The organism is Phycisphaeraceae bacterium (genome assembly GCA_019454185.1).
Classification (GTDB): domain Bacteria; phylum Planctomycetota; class Phycisphaerae; order Phycisphaerales; family UBA1924; genus JAHBWV01.
This window is the reverse complement of record CP075368.1, coordinates 1870481-1894567: the sequence shown is the minus strand read 5'-3', so window position 1 is coordinate 1894567 and position 24087 is coordinate 1870481. Positions and strand designations below refer to the sequence as shown.

At 65.0% G+C, this 24087-nt stretch carries 21 protein-coding genes; 4 read left to right on the top strand and 17 right to left on the bottom strand.

Translation table 11 applies throughout. From position 1 onward, the window contains the following. Position 1: 1 nt before the first annotated feature. The 13 genes from icd to KF838_07975 form a co-directional block, all read right to left on the bottom strand. On the bottom strand, positions 2-1471 hold the full coding sequence (gene icd, locus KF838_08035) for an isocitrate dehydrogenase (NADP(+)) (GenBank protein QYK49791.1): 1470 nt from the start codon (positions 1469-1471) through the stop codon (positions 2-4). A gap of 110 nt (positions 1472-1581) precedes the next feature. After that, positions 1582-2376 carry a DUF4239 domain-containing protein gene (locus KF838_08030; GenBank protein QYK49790.1) on the bottom strand — a complete coding sequence of 265 codons (795 nt, stop codon included), beginning with the start codon at positions 2374-2376 and terminating at the stop codon, positions 1582-1584. Between the two features lie 62 nt (positions 2377-2438). After that, entirely contained in the window at positions 2439-3449 is a 1011-nt protein-coding gene (locus KF838_08025) for a haloacid dehalogenase-like hydrolase (GenBank protein QYK49789.1), read from the bottom strand. Between the two features lie 81 nt (positions 3450-3530). Further along, entirely contained in the window at positions 3531-5081 is a 1551-nt protein-coding gene (locus KF838_08020) for an arylsulfatase (GenBank protein QYK49788.1), read from the bottom strand. A 130-nt stretch (positions 5082-5211) separates the two neighbouring features. Next, the gene (locus KF838_08015) at positions 5212-6051 is read right to left on the bottom strand and encodes a hypothetical protein (GenBank protein ID QYK49787.1); all 840 of its coding nucleotides are present in this window, start codon (positions 6049-6051) and stop codon (positions 5212-5214) included. Between the two features lie 113 nt (positions 6052-6164). After that, the gene (locus KF838_08010; GenBank protein ID QYK49786.1) at positions 6165-6731 is read right to left on the bottom strand and encodes a hypothetical protein; all 567 of its coding nucleotides are present in this window, start codon (positions 6729-6731) and stop codon (positions 6165-6167) included. A 69-nt stretch (positions 6732-6800) separates the two neighbouring features. Then, the gene (locus tag KF838_08005) at positions 6801-8225 is read right to left on the bottom strand and encodes a DUF1254 domain-containing protein (protein QYK49785.1); all 1425 of its coding nucleotides are present in this window, start codon (positions 8223-8225) and stop codon (positions 6801-6803) included. Between the two features lie 46 nt (positions 8226-8271). Continuing rightward, positions 8272-8478 carry a hypothetical protein gene (locus KF838_08000; GenBank protein ID QYK49784.1) on the bottom strand — a complete coding sequence of 69 codons (207 nt, stop codon included), beginning with the start codon at positions 8476-8478 and terminating at the stop codon, positions 8272-8274. A 74-nt stretch (positions 8479-8552) separates the two neighbouring features. Then, on the bottom strand, positions 8553-9632 hold the full coding sequence (locus KF838_07995; protein ID QYK49783.1) for a formylglycine-generating enzyme family protein: 1080 nt from the start codon (positions 9630-9632) through the stop codon (positions 8553-8555). Between the two features lie 276 nt (positions 9633-9908). Beyond that, positions 9909-10694 (bottom strand): hypothetical protein, encoded by a 786-nt coding sequence (locus KF838_07990; protein ID QYK49782.1) that lies wholly within the window; start codon positions 10692-10694, stop codon positions 9909-9911. A gap of 455 nt (positions 10695-11149) precedes the next feature. Further along, positions 11150-11593 (bottom strand): hypothetical protein, encoded by a 444-nt coding sequence (locus tag KF838_07985; protein ID QYK49781.1) that lies wholly within the window; start codon positions 11591-11593, stop codon positions 11150-11152. 15 nt (positions 11594-11608) lie between these two features. Beyond that, on the bottom strand, positions 11609-11863 hold the full coding sequence (locus tag KF838_07980; protein QYK49780.1) for a hypothetical protein: 255 nt from the start codon (positions 11861-11863) through the stop codon (positions 11609-11611). Positions 11864-11884: 21 nt separating this feature from the next. After that, positions 11885-12316 (bottom strand): HIT family protein, encoded by a 432-nt coding sequence (locus KF838_07975; GenBank protein ID QYK49779.1) that lies wholly within the window; start codon positions 12314-12316, stop codon positions 11885-11887. A gap of 149 nt (positions 12317-12465) precedes the next feature. Here KF838_07975 and KF838_07970 point away from each other — a divergent pair, with 149 nt between their 5' ends. After that, the gene (locus tag KF838_07970) at positions 12466-13671 is read left to right on the top strand and encodes a phosphoglycerate kinase (GenBank protein QYK49778.1); all 1206 of its coding nucleotides are present in this window, start codon (positions 12466-12468) and stop codon (positions 13669-13671) included. A 132-nt stretch (positions 13672-13803) separates the two neighbouring features. After that, on the top strand, positions 13804-15621 hold the full coding sequence (locus tag KF838_07965; protein QYK49777.1) for a phospholipid carrier-dependent glycosyltransferase: 1818 nt from the start codon (positions 13804-13806) through the stop codon (positions 15619-15621). 6 nt (positions 15622-15627) lie between these two features. Here KF838_07965 and mutL read toward each other — a convergent pair whose 3' ends face one another. The 4 genes from mutL to KF838_07945 form a co-directional block, all read right to left on the bottom strand. Beyond that, positions 15628-17607: a DNA mismatch repair endonuclease MutL gene (gene mutL / locus KF838_07960; GenBank protein QYK49776.1), complete on the bottom strand. Its 1980-nt coding sequence runs from the start codon at positions 17605-17607 to the stop codon at positions 15628-15630. Between the two features lie 263 nt (positions 17608-17870). Next, complete coding sequence (locus tag KF838_07955) at positions 17871-19256, bottom strand: serine/threonine-protein phosphatase (GenBank protein QYK49775.1); 1386 nt, start codon at positions 19254-19256, stop codon at positions 17871-17873. A gap of 142 nt (positions 19257-19398) precedes the next feature. After that, positions 19399-19785 (bottom strand): hypothetical protein, encoded by a 387-nt coding sequence (locus KF838_07950; GenBank protein QYK49774.1) that lies wholly within the window; start codon positions 19783-19785, stop codon positions 19399-19401. 59 nt (positions 19786-19844) lie between these two features. Beyond that, positions 19845-20603: an NYN domain-containing protein gene (locus tag KF838_07945; GenBank protein QYK49773.1), complete on the bottom strand. Its 759-nt coding sequence runs from the start codon at positions 20601-20603 to the stop codon at positions 19845-19847. Positions 20604-20820: 217 nt separating this feature from the next. On the opposite strand from KF838_07945, the gene rpsU reads away from it, so the two are divergent. Together rpsU and KF838_07935 are read left to right on the top strand one after the other, a co-directional pair. After that, positions 20821-21042 (top strand): 30S ribosomal protein S21, encoded by a 222-nt coding sequence (gene rpsU / locus KF838_07940; protein ID QYK49824.1) that lies wholly within the window; start codon positions 20821-20823, stop codon positions 21040-21042. A gap of 237 nt (positions 21043-21279) precedes the next feature. Then, positions 21280-24069, top strand: coding sequence for a sodium-translocating pyrophosphatase (locus tag KF838_07935; protein ID QYK49772.1), 2790 nt, complete (start codon positions 21280-21282; stop codon positions 24067-24069). The last annotated feature ends 18 nt before the right edge of the window (positions 24070-24087 follow it).

The window sequence follows — 24087 nt, the reverse complement described above, 5'->3', positions numbered from 1 at the left end:
ATCACATGTGCTTGATGATCGCGTCGGCGAACTCGGAGCACTTGACCTTTTTGACGGTGGTGTCGCCCTCGGCCTTCATGAGGCGTTCGAAGTCGTAGGTGACGGTCTTGGCGGAGATTGCGCCGTCCATGCCCTTGATGATGAGGTCGGCGGCTTCGGTCCAGCCCATGTAGCGGAGCATCATCTCGCCCGACAGGATGACGGAGCCGGGGTTGACCTGGTCGAGGTTGGCGTACTTGGGGGCGGTGCCGTGGGTGGCTTCGAAGATGGCGTGGCCGGTGATGTAGTTGATGTTGGCGCCGGGGGCGATTCCGATGCCGCCGACCTGGGCGGCGAGTGCGTCGGAGAGGTAGTCGCCGTTGAGGTTCATGCAGGCGATGACGTCGAAGTCCTTGGGGCGGGTGAGGACCTGCTGGAGGGTGATGTCGGCGATGGAGTCCTTGATGAGGAGTTTTTGCTTCCACTTGCCGTCGCCGTGGGTTGAGCCGATGGCGGCGAGGGTGGACTCGATCTCTTTGACGATTTTGGACTGCTGGTCCGGCGTCATCATGTCGTAGCCGGGGTCGATCATCCGGGCGTTGGCTTCGGAGGTGAGGGCGGGGTTGGACTCTTTGTTGCCGAGGATCCAGGACTCACGCTCGGTGACGACGTCCGCCCGGAAGAACGTGGTCGCGACCTTGTACGCCCAGTCTTTGAACGCGCCCTCGGTGAACTTCATGATGTTGCCCTTGTGGACGATCGTGACGCTCTTGCGCTTCTCCTTCAGGGCGTAGGCGATGGCGGAGTGGACGAGGCGCTCGGTGCCGAGGTAGGAGACGGGTTTGAAGCCGATGCCGACTTGCGGCGCACCCCCCACGCCGGCGTCGCGCTTGGGAGCGCCGATGGCTTCGAGCATGGTCTGCCACTCTGCGGCGGCGGCGGTGGTGCCGAAGCGGATCTTCTTGAAGTCCTTGGGGAACTCCTTCTCCATGAAGGCGAGGACCTTGGCGGCTTCGGGGGAGCCCGCGGCCATTTCGATGCCGGCGTAGATGTCCTCGGTGTTCTCGCGGAAGATGACCATGTCGCAGTCGCCGGGGCGCTTCACGGGGGAGGGGACGCCCTTGAACCAGCGGACGGGGCGGAGGCAGACGAAGAGGTCGAGCATCTGGCGGAGGGCGACGTTGAGCGAGCGGATGCCGCCGCCGACGGGGGTTGTGAGCGGGCCCTTGATGCCGACGAGGTGTGTGCGGAAGGCGGTGAGTGTCTCTTCGGGGAGCCAGTTGCCGGTCTTGTTGAAGGCCTTCTCGCCGGCGAGGACTTCGTGCCAGTGGAGCTTTCTCTTGCCGCCGTAGGCCTTTTCGACGGCGGCGTCGAAGGTGCGGACGGAGGCGCGCCAGATGTCGGGGCCTGTGCCATCGCCTTCGATGAAGGGGATGATGGGGTCGTTGGGGACGTTGAGCTTGCCGCCGGACATGGTGATGGAGGTGGGCATGTGAAAAGCTCCAAAGGGCCAAATGGCAAAGGGCCAGATTGAGACACGTGGCCCCGGGACGAGTTGGGCGGGATGGTAGGGAGGATGCGTTGGCGGAGCAGCCGAAGCTGTCACTCGCGCGGCGTCATGAGCTGGTCGTAGACGAGCTGGTAGGGCTCTGCGGAGAGGCCGAGGTCGCCGCGGTAGGGGCGGTCGAGGGCGACGATGAGGAAGATGACCAGGCCGATGAACGTGGAGAGGAGGACGGCGTGGATGGACTGGAAGCGGGCGTCGTCGACCTTGAAGAAGAAGGAGGATGTGAGACCGATGAGGGCGCCGGCGATGACGACGAACCACATGACTGCGGGGAGGCCGGTGGTGACGGAGTCGAGTCGGAGGCGGCGTGCGAGGACCATGGTGTTGTACGCGCGGAAGGCCTCGGCGCGGAGGATCTTCTGTGACTCGGTCTCGGGCTGGAAGGCGATGAGATGACCCTGGAGCGTGTCGATGCGTGCGACGCCGCCGACGGGGACCTCGCCCTTGCGCTGGAGGGGCCACGCCTCTTCGATGACGTAGCGGGTGTACTCGCGGATGTCGGCTTGCAGATTCGAGCGGGTGGGCTCTGGGTAGGTGCTCGCGTCGCGATAGAGCGCGGCGAGTGAGGTTGCTTCGCCGGAGACGAGCTTGGCGGTGTCGGAGTATGTCTGCCAGACGCCGACGGCGATGAGGGCCGAGGCGAGACCATAGAAGACCATGACGGCCTGGAGCATCGCGCCGCCGAACTCAGAGTCGGCGATCTGCACGCGGAGGCGGGGGAGGATGAAGCGTCGGACGAGGAGCAGACCCGTGACCGAGTAGAGACAGAGCGCGACGATGATCGCGAGGCCGATGAGGGCGAGGGGTAGATCGAAGAGGAAGTCAGGCATGGTGGGACGTCCCGAGAGTGACCGGATGGATGCGGCGGCAACGGAGCGCCGGCGCGAGACGACTACGGATGAGGGAAGACCTTTCGCCAGTCTGAACTCATATTGACGATGATCCAGTGGCGGGCGATCGCTTCGTCGAGGGCCTTGTCGAGTCTGCCGATGTGCGAGTCACGGTCATAGGCCCACTCGCGATCGGCGTCCGTGTGATGCACGAGGAGACAGAGCCGCGCGCCGGGACCGGCTGCGGTCCACTGGAGCATCTGGTGATCGCCGTCGGAGTTACCGGCGGCGAAGGTGGGCCGGCGGCCGATGGCGGCGTTCATGCCGATGGGCTTGCCGGGGCCATCGTCGATGAAGTCGATGTCGGGGAGTTTCGTGAGGACGGGACGCGCGGGATCGTTGTCGGTCAGCGAGAAAGCGACCTTGCCCCGAGAGCCGATGACCTGCTCGGGCGGGATTCCGTAGACCTCTTCAGCGAATGCCCGCATGAACTCGACGCCGCCACCGGAGACGATGAAGGTCTTGAATTTGTTGGCGCGGAGGTAGGCGAGCAGCTCAAGCATCGGCTGGTAGACGCACTGGGTGTAGGGGCGATTGAGCGTCGGGTGCTTCGCGGTGCGGAGCCAGTCCTTGACGATGGTGTTGAACTCGTCGGTGGTCATGCCGCTGTGCGACGCGGCGACGATGGCGGCGATGGACTTCTCGCCGCCGGCGAGGGCGGACTTGACGTCGCCCTTGAGGATTGAGGCGAAGGGTTCGGTGGTCTGCCACTCCGGGTGCGTGGGCGCGAGGGCCTTCACGCGATCGAGGGCGAATGCGAGCTGGAAATACATGGGCTGCTCAGCCCAGAGTGTGCCGTCGTTGTCGAAGACGGCGATGCGCTCGGCGGGCGGAACGTAGTCCGGCGTGCTCTTGTCGGTGACGCGTTCGACGAAGTCGACGATCGAGGCGCGGGTTGGTGTGTCGCTCCACGATGGAAGGGCGTTCGCGGCGTGAGAGCCACTCGAGCGGCAGCCCGTGACGAGGGAGATGACCACGAGGAGCGTCATGGAGAGGACGTGACGTGCGGCCATCTGAATCTCCGAGGGATGGCGGGAGCAATGCGCCCCGGTGCGTCTCCGCTGCGGGGCGGTGAGCCGGAGGAAGGGGGCCGATCAGTTGCCGCCGTGCGGCTTGGTAATGGCCTCCATCACGTGCTCGAGGTTGAAGGTTCCCGGCTTCTGGCGCGGCGGGAAGTCCTTGAAGGACTGGAGCCACTGCGCGACATGGGCGCCGGCGGGGGCGATGAGGAAGAGGCGGTCGATGCGCCACTGCGCGTAGCCGAGGGCTTCGTGGTCGGCGCGCTCAAAGGGATCGGTGCGGAGGTTGAAGAGCTTGGGGAAGCGGAGCGTCACGAAGGGCTCTTGCCAGACTTCGAGTCCGTGGCCGCGCTGCTCAAGGAAGACCATCTTCCAATGGTCATAACGGAGCGCGGCGACATTGCCGTCGTCGGTCCAGTAGATGAAGTCCTTGCGGGGCCACTCCGCGGCGTTGCCCTGGAGCGCGGGCATGAGGTTGTGGCCGTCGAGATGGACCTTGTACGTCGTCTCTCCGATCTTGCGGCCTTTCTGCAGATCCGCGATGACGGTTGTGTCGCCCGTGGCGGCGAGGAGTGTGGGGAGCATGTCCTCGTGGGCGCCGATGTCGTTGATGATGGTGCCGGGCTTGATGACGCCGGGCCAGCGAATCAGGCAGGGAACGCGGTAGCCGCCCTCCCAGTTGGTGTTCTTCTCGCCGCGGAACATGGTGGTGCCGCCGTCGGGCCAGCTCATGGCCTCGGCGCCGTTGTCGGTTGCGTACATGACGATGGTGTTGTCGTCCATGCCGAGCTCGGTGAGCTTTGCGAGGACCTGGCCGACATGGGCGTCGTGCTCAACCATGCCGTCGGGGTAGATGCCAAGGCCGGTCTTGCCGACGGACTCTTCCTTGAGGTGGGTCCAGATGTGCATGCGGGTGGAGTTGTACCAGAGGAAGACGGGCTTGTCGGCCTTGCTGGCGCGCTCGAGGAAGTCGAGGGCTTTCTCGGTGACCTCGTCGTCAATGGTCTCCATGCGCTTGCGTGTGAGGGGGCCGGTGTCGGTGATGCGTCCGTCGGCGAAGCTGTGGATGACGCCGCGCGGGCCGAAGCGTTTCTTGAACTCCGGGTCCTTCGGGTAGTCCGGGTTCTCCGGCTCTTCCTCGGCGTTGAGGTGGTAGAGGTTTCCGAAGAACTCATCGAAGCCGTGGGCGGTAGGGAGCATCTCGTCGCGGTCGCCGAGGTGGTTCTTGCCGAACTGGCCGGTCATGTAGCCGTGGGCCTTGAGAAGTGTGGCGATCGTCGGGTCTTCCTTCTTCATGCCCTCCGGCGCGCCGGGGAGGCCGACCTTGGTGAGGCCGGTGCGGATGGGGGACTGGCCTGTGATGAAGGCGGCGCGACCGGCGGTGCAGGACTGCTGGCCGTACCAGTCGGTGAAGAGCGCGCCGTCACGTGCGATGCTGTCGATGTTGGGCGTGCGATAGCCCATGATGCCCATGTTGTACGCGCTGACGTTGAACTGCCCGATGTCATCGCCCCAGATCACGACGATGTTGGGCTTCTTCTGCTGTGCGTGTGCATGGCCGGGGGGCGCGGCGAGCGAGATCGCGAGGATCATTGCGATGGCCGCGAGAGCCGCTGTGAATCGCATGAGGTACTCCTGTCTGGATCTGAGCGGCGCGGCACCTCCCGAACGAGGGGCGACGCTGGTTTCTCTGAAGCAGTATGCGGCGTGGTCGTGGTCGGATCGATGCGCGTGCACGAGCACGCCGGTTTGGGGTTCAGAACGTGAATCCGAGACCGAGGAAGGGGCCGTGCATGAGGACATCGAACTCGAACTTCTGGTTGCCGGAGCCGTCGTCGTAGTCTACATCGAACCAGCGGTAGCCGCCGACGAGGGAGAGTCGCTTGTGCTTTCCGAGGTGTGCGTCGAGGCCGAGGATGACGTTCCACGCGAGGTCGGAGCCGCCCGCTCCGATGTCGAAGCGAGCGAAACCGGTGACGCGTTCGGCGAGGTCGATGGTGGTTCGGACGCCGATGAAGCCGTCGACCCACACCTCGTCGCGTCCGGGGTTGCGGGAGAGGGCGTCGAAGTTGACCTCCATGTCGAGGTAGTAAAGGCGGACGCCGGCGAGGGGCTCGACGCGGAAGCGACGGGCGTTGTTGTTGTTGACGGGGTTGTCGACGACGGCGTAGGCGACACCGGCCTCGAAGAAACCCTGTGAGACGTCGATGTCGCCGTCGCCGATGATGGGCCGGTCCACGTCGTCTTCGGTGGCGAGGTACATGATGTCGCCGAAGATGGAGAATCGGTCTTTGCGGGCCTCGATGTGGCCGGTGATGGCGAACTTGAAGTTGTCAACGAGGTTCTCGAAGGAGTCGCCGACGGAGACGTTGACGTCGGCTTCGCGCCCCCGCACGGTGAGGTCTCCTTCCATCGCCGGCACCCAGAGGTAGGTGACGAAGGAGAGTGTCCATTTCTTCTCGTTGAGTTCGGGTGAGGGCGCGGTTGCGGCCTGGTCCGCGGGTGTTGGAGGGGCAGGATCGGTCTGGGCGTGTGTGCTTAGCGCGATCGGGGCGAGTGCGAGCAATGTGAGAAGCGGGTTCGTGAGTTGTTTCACATGGACATTCCGGTGTGGAGTGGCGATGGGGAATCGAGCGTGCGATGCTCGGGGATGAAGTCCCGGGACGCGAGGTGGCGCGTCCAGGGGTGAGTGTGCGTGTGACGGGTTGCTTATTCGGTGTAGCCGAGGGGCTGGTAGCGGAGGTAGTCGAGGGCAACGTTCACGCCAGCCATGAGGCCTGAGCTTGCGCCCTGATAGATGGCGACGCCGTTCTCGAAGCGTCCGACCGCGCTGGTGCCTTCCTGGGCGACGACAACGACGCCAGTGACGGAGCCGCTCAGTTTGTTGGCCTTGAACTTCTCCATCGTTGCTTCGTCCTGGATGACGACGAGCATTTTGAAGCCGCGGACGCCTGCCTGGAGGCCGAAGGAGCCGGTGTTGAGTGCTCCCCAGCCGATCTGTGTGCCGTTTGGCTTGTTGACCATGGCGCGGCCGTACTGGCCGCCTCCGAAGACGATGCCCCACTGGCCGACTTCGGGGTAGATGAGGTATCCGGCGGAGTTGTTGATCTGCTCGCGCAAGCCGGGGACCTGGCGTTCGAACCAGCGGGTTGCGGCGCGGGCCTCGTCGATGAATACTTCCTGATTCTCGGCCTTGGGGGCTGTGGAGCATCCGGAGATGAGCGCGACAGCGATGATCGAGAGCAGGGTCGTGAGTGCGATGCGGATGTTTGTCATACAGGGTTCCTCTGTGTCGGCCCTGCTCCATGAGGGCCGTTGATGTGCGGCTGTGGAGACGGGAGCGTATCAGTTTGTGCGGCGGACAGCGGGGGGCACCCATCGGCCGTCGAGCGCTTCGGCGCGGGGTGCGTAGAGGCGCATGGTGACACCGATGTGGCCTGAGGCGGGGGCGGGGAGCCAGTTGGATTCTTTGTCGGCACCGGGGCTGGCGTGCTGGATGTAGATGTCGATGGAGCCGTCGGCGTTGCGCTTGAGCGCATCGCGATCACCGATGGCGAAGCGGTTGATGGGGTTGGCGACCTGGAAGCCCTCGGCGTCGTACATTGTGATGGACCAGAAGGCGTCGACGGGGGGGAGTTGCTCTTTGCTGAAGTGGAGGATGTAGTTGTTCTCGCCGACGAGGGGCTTGCCGTCGGCATCTGCGATGCAGAGGGGGTAGATGGCGTCCTCGGGTTGATTGGCGCCAAGACCCAAAGCGGCGACGATCGCTCGCTTCAGGTAGTAGTTGCCGTAGACACCCATGGTGTCGGTGTTCATCTGCCAGCCGTTGGTGACGCGGGCGAGGGTCGGCACCTTGTCGGCCATGTTCTTCTGAGCGGCGGCGACAGCGCGATCGAGGAGGGCGGGATCGACGGCGGCGGTGTCGAAGGGTTGGCCCGGCACGATGCCGATGCGGCTCATGCGGGCGATGGCCGACCAGTCGGTGATGTGGGGAGGGTTGGTGCCGAGCAGCTCGGCGGCGAGCGTGAAGTAGGGGACGCCCTTCATCGTGTCGACCTGGGTCTTGGGCGGGGTTTTCATGTCGACGGCGGGATCGACCACGACGGGCGGGGGCGTGTAGGGCGACTTTGAGCGCCAGTTCGAGAGTGGTGTGATGGTGAAGCCGTCCTGCACCTTGTGGACATTGGCGTAGTCAGCGGGGCCGTTGGTCTGGGTGCGGCCGATGATCCAGACGTGGGGTGTCGTCGCATCGATGCGCTGGAGGCCGGAAGGAACCACGCCGCTCCAGCCGGGGCCGACGACGACGTACGACGCAGCTCCGGTGCCGGACGTGCGCTTGCCGGGGACAGCGAAGACATCTGACCACATATCGAGCATGGGAAGGAGGTAGTAACGACCCGCGGTGTCAGGAGCGGAGACGACGACCGGCTCGGCGGTGAGGTCGAGCCAGGCGGAGGAGTAGAGGGTATCGAAGTTGGGGCGAACGACCGCCTTCAGGTCGGCGGGTGGGAATGCCCGCATGTGGACGAAAGTATTGGATGGGCCACGGCCGAGTTCCTTGCCCGCATCGATGTTGGTGAGCTGGCGGCGGGTGATCTCCATGGAGATCAGCGGGTAGAAGTAGTAATAGGCCTCGGTGGCGATGGTGAGGGCCTCGGCATCTGTGATGGAGTGTGCCGCGGGCTTGGGCTGGAGGGCGTTTGCGCAGATCGGGGCGAATGTGGATGCGGCGATGAGCGTTGAGGCGATGATGCGGGATCCTGTCAGCAAGATGAGACTCCTGATGGTGCGGCGTGTGTGCAGCCGCGTGCGTGGGTTACGGTTGTGGCTGGGTTGAGTCCTGGAGGGTCAACGGAACGGCTTCGGTGCGTTCGAGCCCCGGCGGGAGTTTGTGCCATGGGTATCCGCCAGCGGCGGGCTCGGAGAGGTGGAGCGTGGGCGGGTAGAGGAAGAACTGGGCCTCGGCACTGCCGCCGACATGCATCTCCTGGTAGGGCTTCCAGTCGACTTCGACATCGAACATGACGTGGGGAATGCGGCGAGGATCGCGTGCATGATGCGCGAGCGAAGATGGCTCACTCCGTGAGCGGCGGGCAGTCATGGTGCGTCGTCTCCAGTTTGGAGTGAGGTCTGCGGCGCATCCGCGACGCAGCGGAACCCGACGTGGGACATGCCGGTGTCGGAGGAGGATCCCATGCGTGCGGCGGGTCGGTATGAGGCGCAGTATGAGTCGTTGCAAAGGAATGAACCGCCGCGCTGGATGCGGCTGTCCGCGGTGAGTGGATTTCGCGGATCGCGGGCGATGACGGGACCCTTTGGGTTTGAGATGATGGCTTCGGCGCGGACTCGATCGGCGTAGTGGCCCGCGTCGTAAAGGTCGGCGCACCACTCCCAGACGTTGCCGCCCATGTCGAGTAGTCCGTAGCCGTTAGGGGGAAAGGAACCGACGGGGGCGGTGCCTTCGAAGCCGTCTTCGCGCGAGTTCATCACGGGGAAGAGGCCTTGCCACGTGTTGGCGCGTGTGGGGTCGATGGGTTCTGATCCCCAAGTGTTCGGCGCGCCGGGGATGCCGCCTCTTGCGGCGTATTCCCACTCGGCTTCGGTCGGGAGGCGTTTACCGGCCCATTGGGCGAAGGCGACGGCGTCGTGCCATGCGATGTGGACGACTGGGTGGTTGTCGCGACCGTCGATGGTGGAGTTGGGTCCTTCGGGGTGACGCCAGTTTGCGCCGGGTGTCCACTGCCACCATGAGAGATCGGGGATCGGGCCTTGACCTGGCTTGATGCGTGGTTTGATGAAGACGAGCGAACCGGGTTGGAGCATCTCTTCGGGTGGCCTGGGTGTTCCGGCTGGGACCTGCTTCTTGAGTTCTTCCCAGTCAACGGGCCGCTCGGCGAGTGTGATGTAGCCGGTGGCTTCGATGAAGGCGCGGAACTGGGCGTTGGTGACCTCGGTGCGATCGATCCAGAAGCCGGAGAGGTTGACGGTGTGGGGCGGCTGCTCGTCGGGACGTGCGAGGGGATCTGTGCTGCCCATGGTGAAGGAGCCGCCGGGAATCCAGACCATGCCGTCGTGGTGTGCGGTGTGTTGGATCGGGGGGGAGTCGGGCGCGGGTTGGGCGAGGGAGGAGCCGCGTAGCGTGGCTGCGATCGCGAGTATGGCGACAATGCGTGCCATGGGTTGAGGCGTTCGGATTGCGGGCGTGTTGGCGGGCGTGGGTGAAAGGTATTCAAGTTCGTCTTGAATGGCTGAAGATGCTACGCCGCGGCATGAGGAGGGAGGAGTGTTGCAAGGTGTTTGATCCGTGAAGTCTTGCATTTGACACGTCACACGGAAATGAAAAGAGAAAGCCCCGGCGCCACTGTGTGCGGCCGGGGCTTGGGGGTGTGTTGGAGCCGGAGGGTTGGGAGCCGTCCGGAGTCGGTGTTGGCGAACCGGCACCCGCGATCGTGATCAGTCGAGGAACGCGACGTGCTGCATAGCGGGCGCGCGGCTCTCGGTGTTCATCTCCACGCGGTGCCAACCGTTGAGGTGGATGGTGGCGTGGTCGGGGTGTCGTACGCGTCCGTTTGCGTACACGGTCGCGTTGCGGACCATGATGCGCCAGTTCGAGTTCCGGGCGCGGGGGTCGCGTGCGATCAGCGAGGTGTACTGATCGCGCGTGAGCCCGTTGGGCGCACGGTGGGAGACGTAAACCGGCTCGCCGCCGATGCGGGCGAGACGCTCGACGATGTGGGGCTTGCCACGTCCTCGTGAGATCGGCTCGTCACGGAGGATCATGTCAAGGTCGATCACAGCGTCGGGAGTCGGCACGAAGAACCATTCACCCTGGCGGATGAACGCGCGGTTCTTGCGACGGAACTGGGCCGCATCGCGGAGGCCGAGTCGGGCCTGTGCTTCGCGGACGGCTTCGGGCTTCAGGGCTTCCATGGCGGCGCGGACACCGGAGATGCCACGCTCGCCGGGTACGGCGGCGACGAACCAGTGGCGTTCATCGTGGCCGCAGAGGAAGCGGTCCTTGGGCGCGTCGAGGCGATCGGCGAGGAGGAGGAGATGGCGCATGCCGGGCTTGATGTCGACAGCGCGGACGGCGACATCGTCACCGATGCTGACGTGGAAGAACTCGCCCTTGCGGTCCGAGCGGATGTCGAGGCGCAGGCGCGAGCTGCTGCGGTCGGCCTGGACGACGGCGCGGGCGCCGATGCGGGCGAAGTCACGAAGGATCTGGTTGCCATCCATGATGGGCACTTTCGGAATGAGCGCACGTGGCCACGAGCCGCGGGCGCGGGTGTAAGAACGATGTCAGTGAAGTCGGCGGGCGCGAGGTGGCCGGCGCGCGGGTGCCCAAGTGATGGGATCGCGGCCGGTTCGGCCCGGGTGGAGTCGGAGCGTCAGCGATCGGTGCGGCGCGACGATCGCCGATAGCCGCGTGGGTGCGGAATCTGCGGAGATCGCGGCGAGAAGCCGGATTCGCTGTGGCGTTGGATGTGGGTGGAGGAGGCCCCCGCGCTCGGCTTAGCGGCTGAGCGTGCCCGGATGGGCGATTGGGAGCGAGCGATGTGTGAGGACAGTGCGCATTGGTGTGCGTAGAAGATACGCGATGAAGCGAGAGTGGTCAAGCCAAATGTGTGGAAGAAAGCAACATGAGAATGAGTTGCAAGTGGAGTCGGTGCTCTCTCATCGGGATGTATTGCTCATGCACGTTTTCGTTCAAGCCATGACGCCATGTCATCGCGCGCGCTCCAGAGCCATGAGGCTCCGATCCAGAGCACACCTGCGCACGACAGGATGAGCCATGAACCCATGCCGTTCTTGCCGCCCCAGCGTCGTGTGCCGCTGTCGAGCATGGCGTTGAAGTACAAGATGCCGAGGCAGATCGCGGCGATCAGTGCGATGGGCGTGAGGATGCGAGCGATGGAGAAGAGCGTAGCTCGGAGGGGATCGGCGGGGTGTGGGCGGCGGTTGCTGGCGGATGTGTGATCGCGGCTGAGTCGGTGCCCAAGGGGACGAGCGAGGAACGCGGCGGTCAGCGAGAATGAGGCGGGTGCTGCGAGGATCGCGAGGATGGCGATGCTGTCCCAGCGCGGACCAAGCGCAGCAGCGGCATCGCGGGCGAGTTGTTCGATGGAGTTGAGCACGAGGAATCCGGGGTCTCAATATGGCAGCGAAACTGAGTTGGCTTTGAGCGTTCGCTCGTAGAAGGCCAGTTGCTCTTCGAGGTCGGCAAGCAGGTACTGGAGTTCCTCGTTGCATTCATCACGAGTCGCGGCGGTGTGTGCCGCACGAATGCGTTGGATCATGTGAAAGAACGTGTCGCCTTGCATGGCGATGGCGGGGAAGGCGCGGCCGGAGAGGTGCACTACGGCAGTGTTTCCGTCGCGTGCGAGGACGTTAGCTTGATCGGACATGGCGGTTGTCCTGCGCACGGGTCACGCGGATACGGCGGCTGAGATTGATCCGACGAGGGACTTGGCGGTCTCGGCATCCAACTTGCCCGTGTTCCACGTGATGCCGAGCCCGGATGAGCCGGAGGGGCGTGAGGGGAACTTGGGGATGATGTGGAAGTGGACGTGGAAGACGGCCTGATGGGCATCCGCGCCGTTGTTCTGGAGGACGTTGTAGGCGGTTGCGCCGGTGGCCTTCATGACGGCGCGGCAGAGGCGGGGGAGGACGCGCCCGAGGGCGGCGGCGGACTCATCGGAGAGAGCATCGAGTGTGGCCGCGGGTTCCTTGGGGATGACCAGCGTGTGGCCGTGGCTCAGGGGGCCGATGTCGAGGAAGGCGAGAACGTGGGCGTCCTCATAGACCTTGTGGCAGGGGATCTCGCCTCGGATGATCTTGGAGAAGATGGTGTCGGGCATAGGGGGAGTGTATGAAGTCGGGGCGGGATTCGAGTGTCGGCGGCGTACGGGGTGTGTGTGCGTACCTATCATGCGGCGAATGGTGGGGGATGAGTTCGGATGTCGCACACTCACGGCCGCTTGGCGGCTGAATTCTGGAGTCCTGTCCCATGCCCAAGAAGACGATCGCACAGGTTGATGTCGCCGGGAAGCGCGTGTTGGTTCGGGTGGATTTCAACGTGCCGATGTCCGGCTCGGAGATCACGGATGATCGGCGGATCCGGGCGGCGGTGCCGACGATCCAGAGCATCGTTGATCGGGGTGGGCGGGCGATCCTGATGTCGCACCTGGGGCGGCCGGAGGGGACGGGGTATGTGGAGCACGAGTCGCTGCGGCACGCGGCGGCGAAGCTGGAGTCGATCCTCGGGAAGAAGGTCGCGTTTCCTTCGAAGGACTGCGTGGACGACGCGTCGGCGGCGGGCGTGGCGGCGATGAAGGATGGCGAGGTGCTCATGCTTGAGAACCTGCGCTTCCACAAGGGTGAGAAGAAGGGGGATGCGGCGTTCGCGGGGAAGCTGGCGGCGTACGGGGATGTGTATGTGAATGATGCGTTCGGCACGTGCCACAGGCCGGATGCTTCGATGGTGGCGGTGCCGCTGGCGATGGGGGGCAAGCCGCGGGTGGTGGGGTTCCTGGTAGAGAAGGAAGTGAAGTATCTTGGGGATGCGCTCCGGAGCCCTGCGAAGCCGTTTGTGGTGATCCTGGGCGGCGCGAAGGTGTCGGACAAGATCGGCGTGGTGGACAACCTGCTGTCGAAGGCGAGCGCGGTGATCGTGGGCGGCGCGATGGCGTACACGTTCCTGGCCGCGCTCGGTCGGAAGGTGGGGGAGAGCCGCGTGGAGACGGACAAGATCGCGCTCGCGAAGAAGATCATTGATGATGCCGCGAAGCACAAGTGCGACCTGCACCTGCCTGTGGACCATGTGTGTTCGACGCAGTTCCTTGAGCATGCGGGTGATATTCAGACGTTCAAGGACTCGATCAAGCCGGGGTATATGGGGCTGGACATCGGGCCGGAGACACAGGCGATCTACTCGGGTGTGATCTCGAAGGCGAAGACGATCGTGTGGAACGGGCCGATGGGTGTGTTCGAGTGGGCGGCGTTCAGCGTGGGGACGAGGCAGGTCGCCAGCGCGATCGGGCGTGCGACGGCGGCGGGCGCGACGAGCATCGTCGGCGGCGGGGATTCCGCTGCGGCGGTGGAGAAGTTCAACCTTGCCGACAAGATGTCGCATGTGTCGACGGGTGGCGGTGCGTCGCTTGAGATGCTCGAGGGCAAGCCGTTCCAGTCGATCGAGATTCTCGATAACGCCTGAAGAGAGGCACGAAGGCACGAAGGCACGAAGGCACGGAGGCACGGAGGCACGGAGGCACGGAGGCACGGAGGGGGGGATGGTACTTCGCGCCGACGGTGGTTGGAGGGGAGTTGAGTCGGCGCGGGAGCAGTGATGACGGGTTCACTCGGGCCACGCTCGGTGCGACAGGACATCGTGACGCTGGTTGCGCTGTGCGCGGTGGTGTTGTTCGTCGGTTTGACGACGCACGGGCTCTCGAACTGGCAGGAGTCGATGCGGGCCCTTGTCGCTCGTGACATGGGCGTGATGGGTGAGTGGGTTGTTCCCAGGGTGAACGGTGAGGCGTACCTGGCGAAGCCGCCGATGGTGTATTGGTGCCAGTTGGCGATTGCGCGGGTGCGAGGGGTGTTCGGCGGGGATGGTGTGCCGGGCGTGTTCGAGTTGCGGTTGACGGTTGCGCTGGCGGCGATGCTGGGGGTGGTCGCGACGTATGTGGTGACGAGGCAGTTGCTGGGTGCGTCGGGGGAGATGCGAGAGAGAAGTCCGGCGGCGGCGGCGCGGAGAGATCTCGTGGCATCGCACGCGGCGTGGTGGAGTTCGCTCTTTCTCGGGACGGGGATTCTGTATGTGAGATCGGGGCGGACGGGGGAGCTCGACATCTTGCTTGCGCCGTTGACGGTGGTTGCGATCGGCGCGCTGTATGTGGCGTATGAGAGCCACGTCGAGCGGCGTCGGATGCACTGGCGCGCGTTGGCGGTGGGGGGGATCGCTGTGGCAGGGGCGGCACTCACGAAGGGACCGCCGGGTGTGGTGACGATTCTGCTCGGGGCGTATGGGGGGATCGCGCTTGCGATCGGTGCGGATGCGGCGTGTTCGGCGCGGGCGCGTGCGGTGGGCGCGGCGGCGGGAGGGCTTGCACTCGGCGTGCCGACGCTGCTCAACGTGCATGAGGTTGGGCACGTTGTGGGTGCTGTGCTGGTCGCGGGGGCTGGTGCGATGGTGGGCGCGGGGCTGGCACCGCTGGCACGGTGGGAGACGTTCAAGGGTTTCTTCGGCGCGATGTCGCGGACGCACCCTGTGGGTATGGCGCTGGTGGCGGTGGGCGCGGTGTACGGATGGATGCGTCTTGTGGGTGAGGGGATCGGCGCGGAGGCGGTGAAGCGAGCGGTTTCGTCGGAGACGGACGCGAATCTGGTGTTGTTTGATCCCGAGTCGATCCTGAGCAATCTGGAGGTGGTGCCGTACGCGTCGGGCATCGGGTCGGTGATGGCGATTGTGTCGGTGGTGTGGCTGGTGAGGAGGGGGCCTCGGGGGACGTGGTGCGCTGGCGCGGGGTTGTGGTTTGTGATCGCGTGGGCGGGGCTTGGGTTGCTGGCGTTCAGCGTGCTGGGGAAGGGTGTGGCGAGGTATATGACGCCGCTGTGGCCCGCGCTTGCGATGCTGGGCGGGGCGTTCTTCACGCATGTGCTGATGGCGGGGGAGCAGAGGAGGGGGGCGCGGGCGAGATGGGTTGTGGGCGCGATCGTGGTTGTGATGGCGCTGGGGCAGAGTGTGTGGTACGGGTATGGGCGGGAGCGGCTGTACCCGCACAGGCATCCGCGGGCGATGTTCGAGGAGTTGCAGCGGTTGTCGCCGGTGCTTCCTCCGATCTCGCTTGATTACTGGACGCCGGCGTATGACTTCTATGCCGGGACGCACATCAGGTTGTATCAGGATGTGGGGCCGCGCGTGCCGGTGTCGGGTGTGGAGCCCGAATCGCTGGAGTCGCTGATGGAAGAGTTGAAGCGGACGGGACAGCGGCGGCTGATGCTTGTGCGGGAGACGCCCCACAGGTCGGTGCTGCCGGAGTTGCCTGTCGAGCGATTGTCGCGTGCGGGTTTCGTGGTTGAGCCGGCGGAGGTTGCGAGCGAGTATCGCATCGACAACGGGAAGACGCGGGTGCGGCCGGTGTGGGTCAGCGCGTCGAGATGAGCGGGATCAGGAGCGGCCGAAGAGGCGTTCGAGATCGCGGATGGTGATGCGGACGGTGGTGGGGCGGCCGTGGGGGCAGTTGCTGGAGCGTTCGACATCCTCGCGGAGGTCGAGAAGGGCCTGGAGTTCATCGCCGGACATTTTGTCGCCGGCCTTGACGGCGGCCTTGCAGGCCATCATGTCGAGGACCTCGTGGAGTGCCTGTTCCTCGGCGGGCGCGAGGCCGTCTTTCTCTGCGGCGGCGAGGATCTCTTCCATGAATGGGACGGGATCGACGCCTCGTTCGAAGAGGAAGGTGGGGAAGGCGTGGATGCCGAGTGAGCGTGGTCCGAGTGGTTCGGCCCTGATGCCGACGCGTGTGAGGAGTGGTTCGAGGGGTGCGAGCAGATCGAGTTGCTCGGGGGTTGCCTCGACGAGGACGGGCATCAGGAGGGGCTGGCTTTCGAGCGGTCCGCAGACCACGCGCTGCAGCAGGTACTCGAACATCACGCGCTCGTGCAGGGCGTGTTGATCGACGATGACGACGCCGTGCTCGTCCTGGGTGACGATGAAGGAGTTGTGGACCTGCAGGGCACGGTTGGTCGGCGCGGGGGCTGCGATCAACTGGTCTGGCGCGAGTGGAGAGCCGGCGGTGTCGTGTGGATGAGAGGCGAGTGCGTTCGGCGTTGATGCTTCGGGAGTGAGAGGCGTGGGTGGGGCGGTTTGGTCGTTCCCGGGGAAGGCGGCATCGGTGAGCGGCGCGGGGGATGGGCGTTCGATGGCGCGTCTGAGCGCGTCGAAGGAGAGGCGGCCGGCTGCGCCGTACTGGGCGGGGATCTCGCGCTTGAAGAAGGAGACGAAGTCCTTTGGCTCGATGGAGCCGGTGGTTGAGCCGGGGAGGATGGCGGTGGGGCTGTGGAAGGAGCCGAAGCCGGTGCCGCCTGAGAGCCGGGGGGTGAGGTCGCGTGCCTGGAGTGCGCGTCGGATGGAGCCGAGGACGGCGGAGTGGACCATGGACTGGTCGCGGAAGCGGACCTCGAGTTTGGCAGGGTGGACGTTGACATCAACGGCTTCGGGGGACATCTCGATCATGAGGACTGCGGTGGGGTAGCGTCCGGGCTCGATGAGTCCTCGGTAGGCCTCGGCGATGGCGTGCTGCACGGTGCGGTCGCGGATGACGCGTCCACGGAGGAAGACGTGCTGGGATTTGCTGGTGGGGCGCGCGAGCGAGGGGAGACCGATGAGGCCCCAGAGGGCGAGGCCTCGTGCATCGTCGAATTGATCGACGGAGATTTCGATGAGTTGGTCTTCGAGTTCCTTGCCGATGATGTCGAGGACGCGTTCGCGGGGTGACTGGTTGGGCGGGAGTTCGAGCGAGCGTCGTCCGTCGTTTGTGACGGTGAAGCCGATGGCTGGGTGGGCCATGGCCAGGTCGCGCAGCCAGTCCATGCAGCGTCCCTGCTCGGTCGTGGGCGTGCGGAGGAACTTGCGTCGCGCCGGCGTGTTGAAGAAGAGGTTGCGAACGGTGACGCTGGTGCCGATCGGTCCTGAGGCGGGACGGACTGGTGAGGCGACATCGCCTTCGGCGTCGATCTGTGATGCCCCGGTGTCGATGGGGCGCCGGGAGCGGATGGAGAGGCGGGAGACGGAGGCGATCGAGGCGATGGCCTCGCCCCGGAAGCCGAGCGTCGCGATGCGATCGAGATCACCGGCTTCGGTGATTTTGCTGGTGGCGTGGGGCGCGATGGCGAGGGGGAGCTCGTCGGGCGAGATGCCTTGCCCGTCGTCGCTGACGCGGACGAGTTCGATGCCGCCTTGCTCGAGATCGACGGTGATTCGCGAGGCGCCGGCGTCGAGGGCGTTTTCGACGAGTTCCTTGACGACCGATGCGGGACGATCGACGACCTCGCCTGCGGCGATCTGGTTGACGAGGAGTGCGGGGAGCGGGCGGATGCGCGGCGTGCTGCTCGCTTCGGAGAGAGGGGAATTGGTGTGCGGCTCCGCCACGCGTCGAGTGTAGGGGCCGATAGCGCGGAGATTGGCGCTATGATGGCCAGATGTGGCCAGTACCCCATTTTTGTGTGTTGGTGAGACGTGAAATCGGATATGTTGAAGAACTATGATGGCGGTAGATCCTCCCAGGACGCAATGCACGCGGCATGAACAGCAGCATCCGCAGTGCGGCCCGCGAGGGCCATGCGTCCTCAGCAGCCAGCCCCGTCTCGAAAGGGACGGGGTTGGTTTGTTTTTGGCGAACGCGTAGAGCCCTCTCAGCGTCGCTTGATGATCACGGCGGTCATGTCGTCGCCTTGCGGCTCTGACTGTGCGAAGTCGGAGGTCTCTTTGTCGATCGCGTCGATCATGGCGGATGCGGAGAGTGCTGCGTGGCGTGTGATGGAGTGTGAGAGGCGCTCGAAGCCGAAGAGTTCGCGGCGCGGGTTTGCGCGCTCGATGAAGCCATCGGTGAGCATGACGAGCGAGTCTCCGGGTTCGAGCCGGAAGCGGCGCGGCGATCCGTAGCGTTCGCTTTCGTCGATGCCGAGGGGGAGGCCATCTCCATCGAATCGGGAGAGTGTTCCGGTTGCGGCGCTGTGGTGGAGTGTCGGGCCGTGCCCCGCGGAGAGGAGTTCGACGTCGCCATCGGGGCTGATGATGGCGACGGCCATGGTGATGAAGCGTGCGCCGCGGACATCGGCGACGATCAGTTGGTTGAGTCGATCGAGGAGTTCGGAGGAGGATCGAACTTGGCCGATCATGGCTCGCGCGTAGGCGCGGCAGACCGCCATGACGAGCGCGGGGCCGATGCCGTGTCCGGTGACATCCGCGATGGAGACGATGATGCGGCCGTCGGGCATGGGTTGCCAGTCGTAGTAGTCGCCGCCGGCTTGCGTGGCGGGGCGTCCCATGCCTGCGATGTCGAAGCCGGGCGTGCTTGGGGGCTCTGAGGGAAGCAGTCCCTGCTGGATCTCGCGCGCGATGTCGAGTTCTCGCTCGACTGCTGCGAGGGCGAGGCCGGACCTTTCGGCGGCCTCGGCCTCGCGGACGGCTTCTTCGATCGCTCGGCGTGAGAATGAGGCGAGTGCGCCGGCGGCTATGCCTGTGAGCATGAGCAGGATCGCGTAGCTGTAGAGCGAGTGCATGGCTTCGATGGGTAGCCCGGCGACACGTCCGGCGTGCCACGCGAGGGCTGCGTGTGCGACGGCGGCGACGATGCCGTAGGCGATGGAGTTCGCCGGGCGCAGGCGCATGACGGAGAGCATGATGACGAGCGGCACGATGAGGATTGCCGGGGCGGAGAGCGCGGCGACCGGCCCGTGTGTGCCGTGTTCCTGGAGGATGCGGAGGAAGAGGAACGGCGCGATGAGGTCGGAGAGCGTTCCGAGGGCGGGCCTCCATTCCGGGAGCGATTTGCCGTATCGGAGTCGGCGGGTTGAGTCCATGATCCCGGCGATCTGTATAGCGATCGCGGCTGTGATGACGCTGACACCCCAGACGAAGAGGAGGTGATTCGATGGTCCGTCGAGCAGTCTTCTGAGCGCGAGGACGAGGCCTATGCAGGCGTAGCAGAAGAGGAGGATCCCGCCGCGCCAGCGATCGGTGCGGAGCAGACGCACCTGCAACGAGTGTGCGGAGGTGATCGAAGCGTGTGCGGGCATCGGATTTGCTCCTGACGTGGGGGGCGCTCGATCGTGAGGCATCGCCTATGGTGGATTCGATGGGTGCGGGTGCTGAGCGTTTGCCGGTCTCGCGCGGGAAGCGGATCGGTGGCGCGAGCTGGCGTCGTGGCTTCTTCGGCGGTCAGAGACCGAGACGGGAGAGGACACCGTCGAGGATCGCGCGGGAGCGGACTTGATCTCCGAGCGGGGTTGTGGTGACGGAGACGCTCGAGCCGGCGCGGTTCCATGTCGCCTTCACGATGTGCTTTCTGAGTGTGCCTGTGTTGGGCTCGCGCGCGACGACCCGGACGCTGTCTGTGGTCGCGACTGCTGATGAGACGGTGTACCCGCGATCGCGGAAGGTCTGTTCGGCGGCGGCGGCGACTGCCTGGGGCGTGACCCACTCGGGGAGCGCGGCGGTGAGCGAGCGAACGGAGTAGGACGCCTCGGTCTGTCGGGAGCCCTGGGTCTGCACTTCTGCTGAGTTGCATCCGGCGGCGACAAGCAGCGCGATGATCGCGCAGTGCATCACGGAACGGCGCAGTTGGCGCGAGCGGGACGGACTCGGGTGGTGTGCGGCTTGCTTTTTCACTGTCCGAGCCACCTTCCGGTGTCAAGATCGTCAAGATCCAGCGTGAGACCCCACTCTTCGGCGAGTTGGATGAGTTCTCGATCGATCTCGGATGGCGAGCGATGCTGCGGGTGCGAGTTCCGGCTGGATTTCGAGGGTTTGCGTGGCCGCTCGGGAGTGGGCGGGGGTGTGACGGGAGCGGTGGGGGGCGTCGGGAGCGATGTGTGAGGGTGATTGGGCGTGAGACTCTCGAGCAGCGAGGCGTCGGATTCTCTTGGCAGGCCGAACTCGATTCTCCAGAGATCGACTGCGCTCGAAGAGAGGGGGATCTCTTGGACGAAGGCGGGGATCGCGGGCATGGGCGCGCGGGTGCGGTCGGCCATGACCTGAGCAAGGAAGACGTCGCTTGCGATGGAGCGTGAGCGTTTGCGAGTGGCGGCGCGCTTGATGCGTCGGTCGGAGCTGACGACGACCAGATCTCTCGGGGCGGTGTGTGCTTCGATGATCCGCTCGATGACATCATCTGCGGAGCCGCTTCTGCCGGAGTAGATGACCTCGGCCGGTCCGAGGCGCACGGACAACGCGGTTTCTCCGTAGGACTTTGCGGGGATTCCCTCGCCCGTGGCTGGGTGTCCATCGCAGACCATCCGAACCGGGTGTCTGCGGTATCGGCTGTGTGCGATTGCGCGCAAGAGTCCGACCGGGGTGAGTTCCGGGCCGCGCGGATCGAGCGCAGCGCCAAGCCAGAGGACGTTGTATGTGTCGATCAGCAGCATGGGTCGGGCCCTCTGGGGGCGGAAGTTTGGGATGTACAATAGGATGGCGTCGAACGTCGATCGGAGTCCGTTTGGATCGATCGGGACTTGATACCCTGCCGTGAGGGGGCTTCTATTCCCCCTCTACCTGCCGGGCGTCCGGCACGGGGCGGCGATGGTGTCGGCCCGCGGCTCTCTGTACACAGTTCCCGCTCAGCAACGGGCGATTGGGGCATTCATGGCGATTCGGATCAAGTCACGTGGCGGCGAGTCGGTCGAGCAGATGATGCGGCGCTTCAAGAAGCTCTGCGAGAAAGAGGGCTTGACCAAGGACATCAAGCGGAAGGAGTTTTACGAGAAGCCCTCCGAGCGTCGCCGTCGCAGGATGCGGAAGACGTCGAATCGCGCTCTGGCTGGCTTGGCGGTCGCGACGCGTGCGCCCCGCACGCCGCGTCCATGAGCGCGTTTGATTTGCCGGCATGCCGTGACGGTGTGCCTCGTGGATGTTGAATGAATCGGGTGCGGCGTGGGCGTTGTTTCTTGCGATGCTCTCCCTGGTCTTGCCGAAGAGACTGTCAGGGTGCCGGATCCAGTCTGAAAGCAGATCGTGTCGCGGCTGGTCGTTGGGCCATCGCCGCAGGATGATCGTCCCTCTCGGTCGCCGACGGGTTCGGCGCACAGCTCAGGAGCGAATCCGATGCAGCAGTTGTCACTCTTCACTCTTGCGGATCTCAGCGCGATTCCCCGGGTTTTCTGGCTCGCGCCGCTCGGCGCGGTTGTTGCGCTGGTGATGGCCCGGGTCTTTGCGACTTCGGTGATGAAGAAGTCCGAGGGCGAGCCGGAGATGGTCAGGATCGCTGACGCGGTGCGGAAGGGCGCGATGGCGTACCTTGCGCGTCAGTACAAGGTTGTCGCGGGCGTGTTCGTGCTGCTTGTGGCGTTCCTGGCGGTGATGGCTCTGCTGAACCTCCAGAGTTCCTGGAGTGTGATCGGCGTGCCGATCGCGGGTCTGCTCTCGGGGTTGTGCGGGTGGTTCGGCATGCGGATGGCGACGAACGCCTCGGCACGCACGGCGTTTGCCGCGAAGCAGTCGTTGAACGACGGCTTGACGGTCGCGTTCAGGTCGGGCGCGGTGATGGGCCTCGTGGTGGTGGGCTTTGCGCTTCTGGATATTTCGGTCTGGTTCATCGTCTTCAATGCGACAGGCATGGGCGGATCGCTGCGTGAACTGACGACCGTGATGCTCTCGTTCGGCATGGGTGCTTCGACGCAGGCACTCTTCGCGCGTGTGGGCGGCGGCATCTACACGAAGGCGGCGGACGTCGGGGCGGATCTTGTCGGCAAGGTCGAGGCGGGCATTCCTGAGGACGATCCTCGCAATCCGGCGACGATCGCGGACAATGTCGGCGACAACGTCGGCGACGTCGCGGGCATGGGCGCGGACCTGTATGAGTCGTATTACGGATCGATTCTGGCGACGGCGGCGCTGGGTGCGGCCGCGGCGTTCACGATCGGTAATCTCACTGGCGATCAGACCAACTCGCTGGCGTTGCGGCTTGCCGCGGCTCCGATGGCTCTGGCCGGTCTGGGCATTCTGTGCTCGATCCTCGGCGTCTTCACGGTGAAGGCGTCGGAGAACGCGACCTTCGCGCAGCTGCTCAAGGGGTTGCACAAGGGCGTGTACGTCGCTTCGGGGCTGATCCTTGTCGCGGCGTTCGGTCTGCTGTACTTCCTGTTCAACAACGTTGCTTCGCTGAACGGCGTGACGACGTGGTGGGGGCTTGGGCTCTCGATTCTGTCGGGACTTCTCGCTGGTCTGGTGATCGCGTACGCGACCGAGTATTACACGAGCTACGAGCACCCGCCGACCAGGCGCATCGCCTTCCAGGCGCTGACGGGCCCGGCGACGGTGATCATCGCGGGCATTGCGGAGGGGATGAAGTCCACATGGGCATCGCTGCTGACGGTCGCGATCGCGATCATCGCTGCGTTTACCTTCGCGGGCGGCGGCGAGAACTTCCTGATGGGTCTGTACGGCGTCGGCATTGCGGCCGTCGGCATGCTCTCGACGCTGGGTATCACACTGGCGACCGATGCGTACGGCCCGATCGCGGACAACGCGGGCGGCAACGCCGAGATGAGCAGCCAGCCGCCGCACGTTCGCGAGCGGACGGACATGCTCGATTCGCTCGGTAATACGACTGCGGCGACGGGCAAGGGCTTCGCGATCGGTTCTGCGGCTCTGACGGCGCTGGCGTTGTTCGCGGCGTTCATCCAGGTTGTTCAGGTTCAGATCACGACGCAGTCGGAGTCGTTCGTACGCAAGGGCGGGTTTAGTGCGCCGGCGTCGGGCGCGTACGCGGTGTACGAGGGGTACGGTCGATTCGCGATCGTGCTGCCAGGTGAGGGTCGTGACAAGAAGGGCGGCGTGGTCGACTACGTGGATGGCGGGATGTTCCTGCCGATCGGGCAGAGCACCGAGATCCTCGATCACCTCTCCGTTGGGCAGGTCTTTACGCAGGTGCACGCTGAGGGTGAGGAGCACCACGGACACGTCGCGATTGAGGAGGCGGCACACCTGAAGGCGGCGTCGCAGTTCACGATCCATGCGACGTTCGACCACGGCAGCCACGGGCACGACGAGAAGTTTGTGCTGGCCAGTTCGCGCAACGGCACGCTGGCCGATGTGCTTGCTTTCTACGACGTCTCGCTCGCGAACCCACGACTGCTCGCGGGGATGTTCATCGGGGTGCTCCTGGCGTTCCTGTTCTGCGCGTTGACGATGAACGCGGTGGGACGTGCGGCGTACGCGATGATGGGCGAGTGTCGGCGCCAGTTTGCCAAGATGAGGCAGGCGATGCGGGCCAAGGGGATGTCCGAGGAGGATGTTGCGAACCCCGACAACTGGCCTCGTGAGGGCGTCGATCTCGACGGGCAGCACTATCCGGACTACGCGAACTGCGTGGCGATCTCGACGGCGGGCGCGCAAAAGGAGATGGTTGTTCCTTCGATCTTGGCGATCATCGTCCCGATTCTTGTCGGCCTGACGCTCTCGGTACCCGGGATCATGGGTCTGCTCGCGGGCGGGTTGGTCTCGGGCTTTGCGGTCGCGGTCTTCATGGCCAACGCCGGCGGCGCGTGGGACAACGCCAAGAAGCTGCTGGAGTCGTTCGGCAAGACGACAGCGCAGCAGATGGTGGATGGCACGGGTAACTCGTCCAAGGTTCCCGCCGAGGTCCGCGAGTCGATCATGGCTCGGGCGCAGGAGTTCGTGGCATCGGGTCAGGGCTCACGCCTTGTCTACGGCAAGGGCTCGGACGACCACAAGGCGACCGTCGTGGGCGATACAGTCGGCGATCCCTTCAAGGACACGTCGGGTCCGGCACTGAACATTCTGATCAAGCTGATTTCGATCGTGTCGGTCGTGTTTGCCGGGCTTGTGGTCAAGTTCGGGCCGGTGGTGGGTGCGGCGATCGGGCTGAACTGATCGGCGTTCGGATTTCTT

Bases quoted from the DNA above. Each gene is read 5' to 3' on its own strand.
- KF838_07970 (QYK49778.1), top strand. From the start codon at position 12,466: ATGCCCAAGAAGACGATCGCACAGGTTGATGTCGCCGGGAAGCGCGTG.
- KF838_08030 (QYK49790.1), bottom strand. From the start codon at position 2,376: ATGCCTGACTTCCTCTTCGATCTACCCCTCGCCCTCATCGGCCTCGCG.
- KF838_08025 (QYK49789.1), bottom strand. From the start codon at position 3,449: ATGGCCGCACGTCACGTCCTCTCCATGACGCTCCTCGTGGTCATCTCC.
- KF838_07945 (QYK49773.1), bottom strand. From the start codon at position 20,603: ATGCTGCTGATCGACACATACAACGTCCTCTGGCTTGGCGCTGCGCTC.
- icd (QYK49791.1), bottom strand. From the start codon at position 1,471: ATGCCCACCTCCATCACCATGTCCGGCGGCAAGCTCAACGTCCCCAAC.
- KF838_08010 (QYK49786.1), bottom strand. From the start codon at position 6,731: ATGACAAACATCCGCATCGCACTCACGACCCTGCTCTCGATCATCGCT.
- KF838_08000 (QYK49784.1), bottom strand. From the start codon at position 8,478: ATGTTCGATGTCGAAGTCGACTGGAAGCCCTACCAGGAGATGCATGTC.
- KF838_07995 (QYK49783.1), bottom strand. From the start codon at position 9,632: ATGGCACGCATTGTCGCCATACTCGCGATCGCAGCCACGCTACGCGGC.
- KF838_07965 (QYK49777.1), top strand. From the start codon at position 13,804: ATGACGGGTTCACTCGGGCCACGCTCGGTGCGACAGGACATCGTGACG.
- KF838_07935 (QYK49772.1), top strand. From the start codon at position 21,280: ATGCAGCAGTTGTCACTCTTCACTCTTGCGGATCTCAGCGCGATTCCC.
- KF838_07950 (QYK49774.1), bottom strand. From the start codon at position 19,785: ATGCACTGCGCGATCATCGCGCTGCTTGTCGCCGCCGGATGCAACTCA.
- KF838_07990 (QYK49782.1), bottom strand. From the start codon at position 10,694: ATGGATGGCAACCAGATCCTTCGTGACTTCGCCCGCATCGGCGCCCGC.
- KF838_08020 (QYK49788.1), bottom strand. From the start codon at position 5,081: ATGCGATTCACAGCGGCTCTCGCGGCCATCGCAATGATCCTCGCGATC.
- KF838_07955 (QYK49775.1), bottom strand. From the start codon at position 19,256: ATGCCCGCACACGCTTCGATCACCTCCGCACACTCGTTGCAGGTGCGT.
- KF838_07980 (QYK49780.1), bottom strand. From the start codon at position 11,863: ATGTCCGATCAAGCTAACGTCCTCGCACGCGACGGAAACACTGCCGTA.
- rpsU (QYK49824.1), top strand. From the start codon at position 20,821: ATGGCGATTCGGATCAAGTCACGTGGCGGCGAGTCGGTCGAGCAGATG.
- KF838_07975 (QYK49779.1), bottom strand. From the start codon at position 12,316: ATGCCCGACACCATCTTCTCCAAGATCATCCGAGGCGAGATCCCCTGC.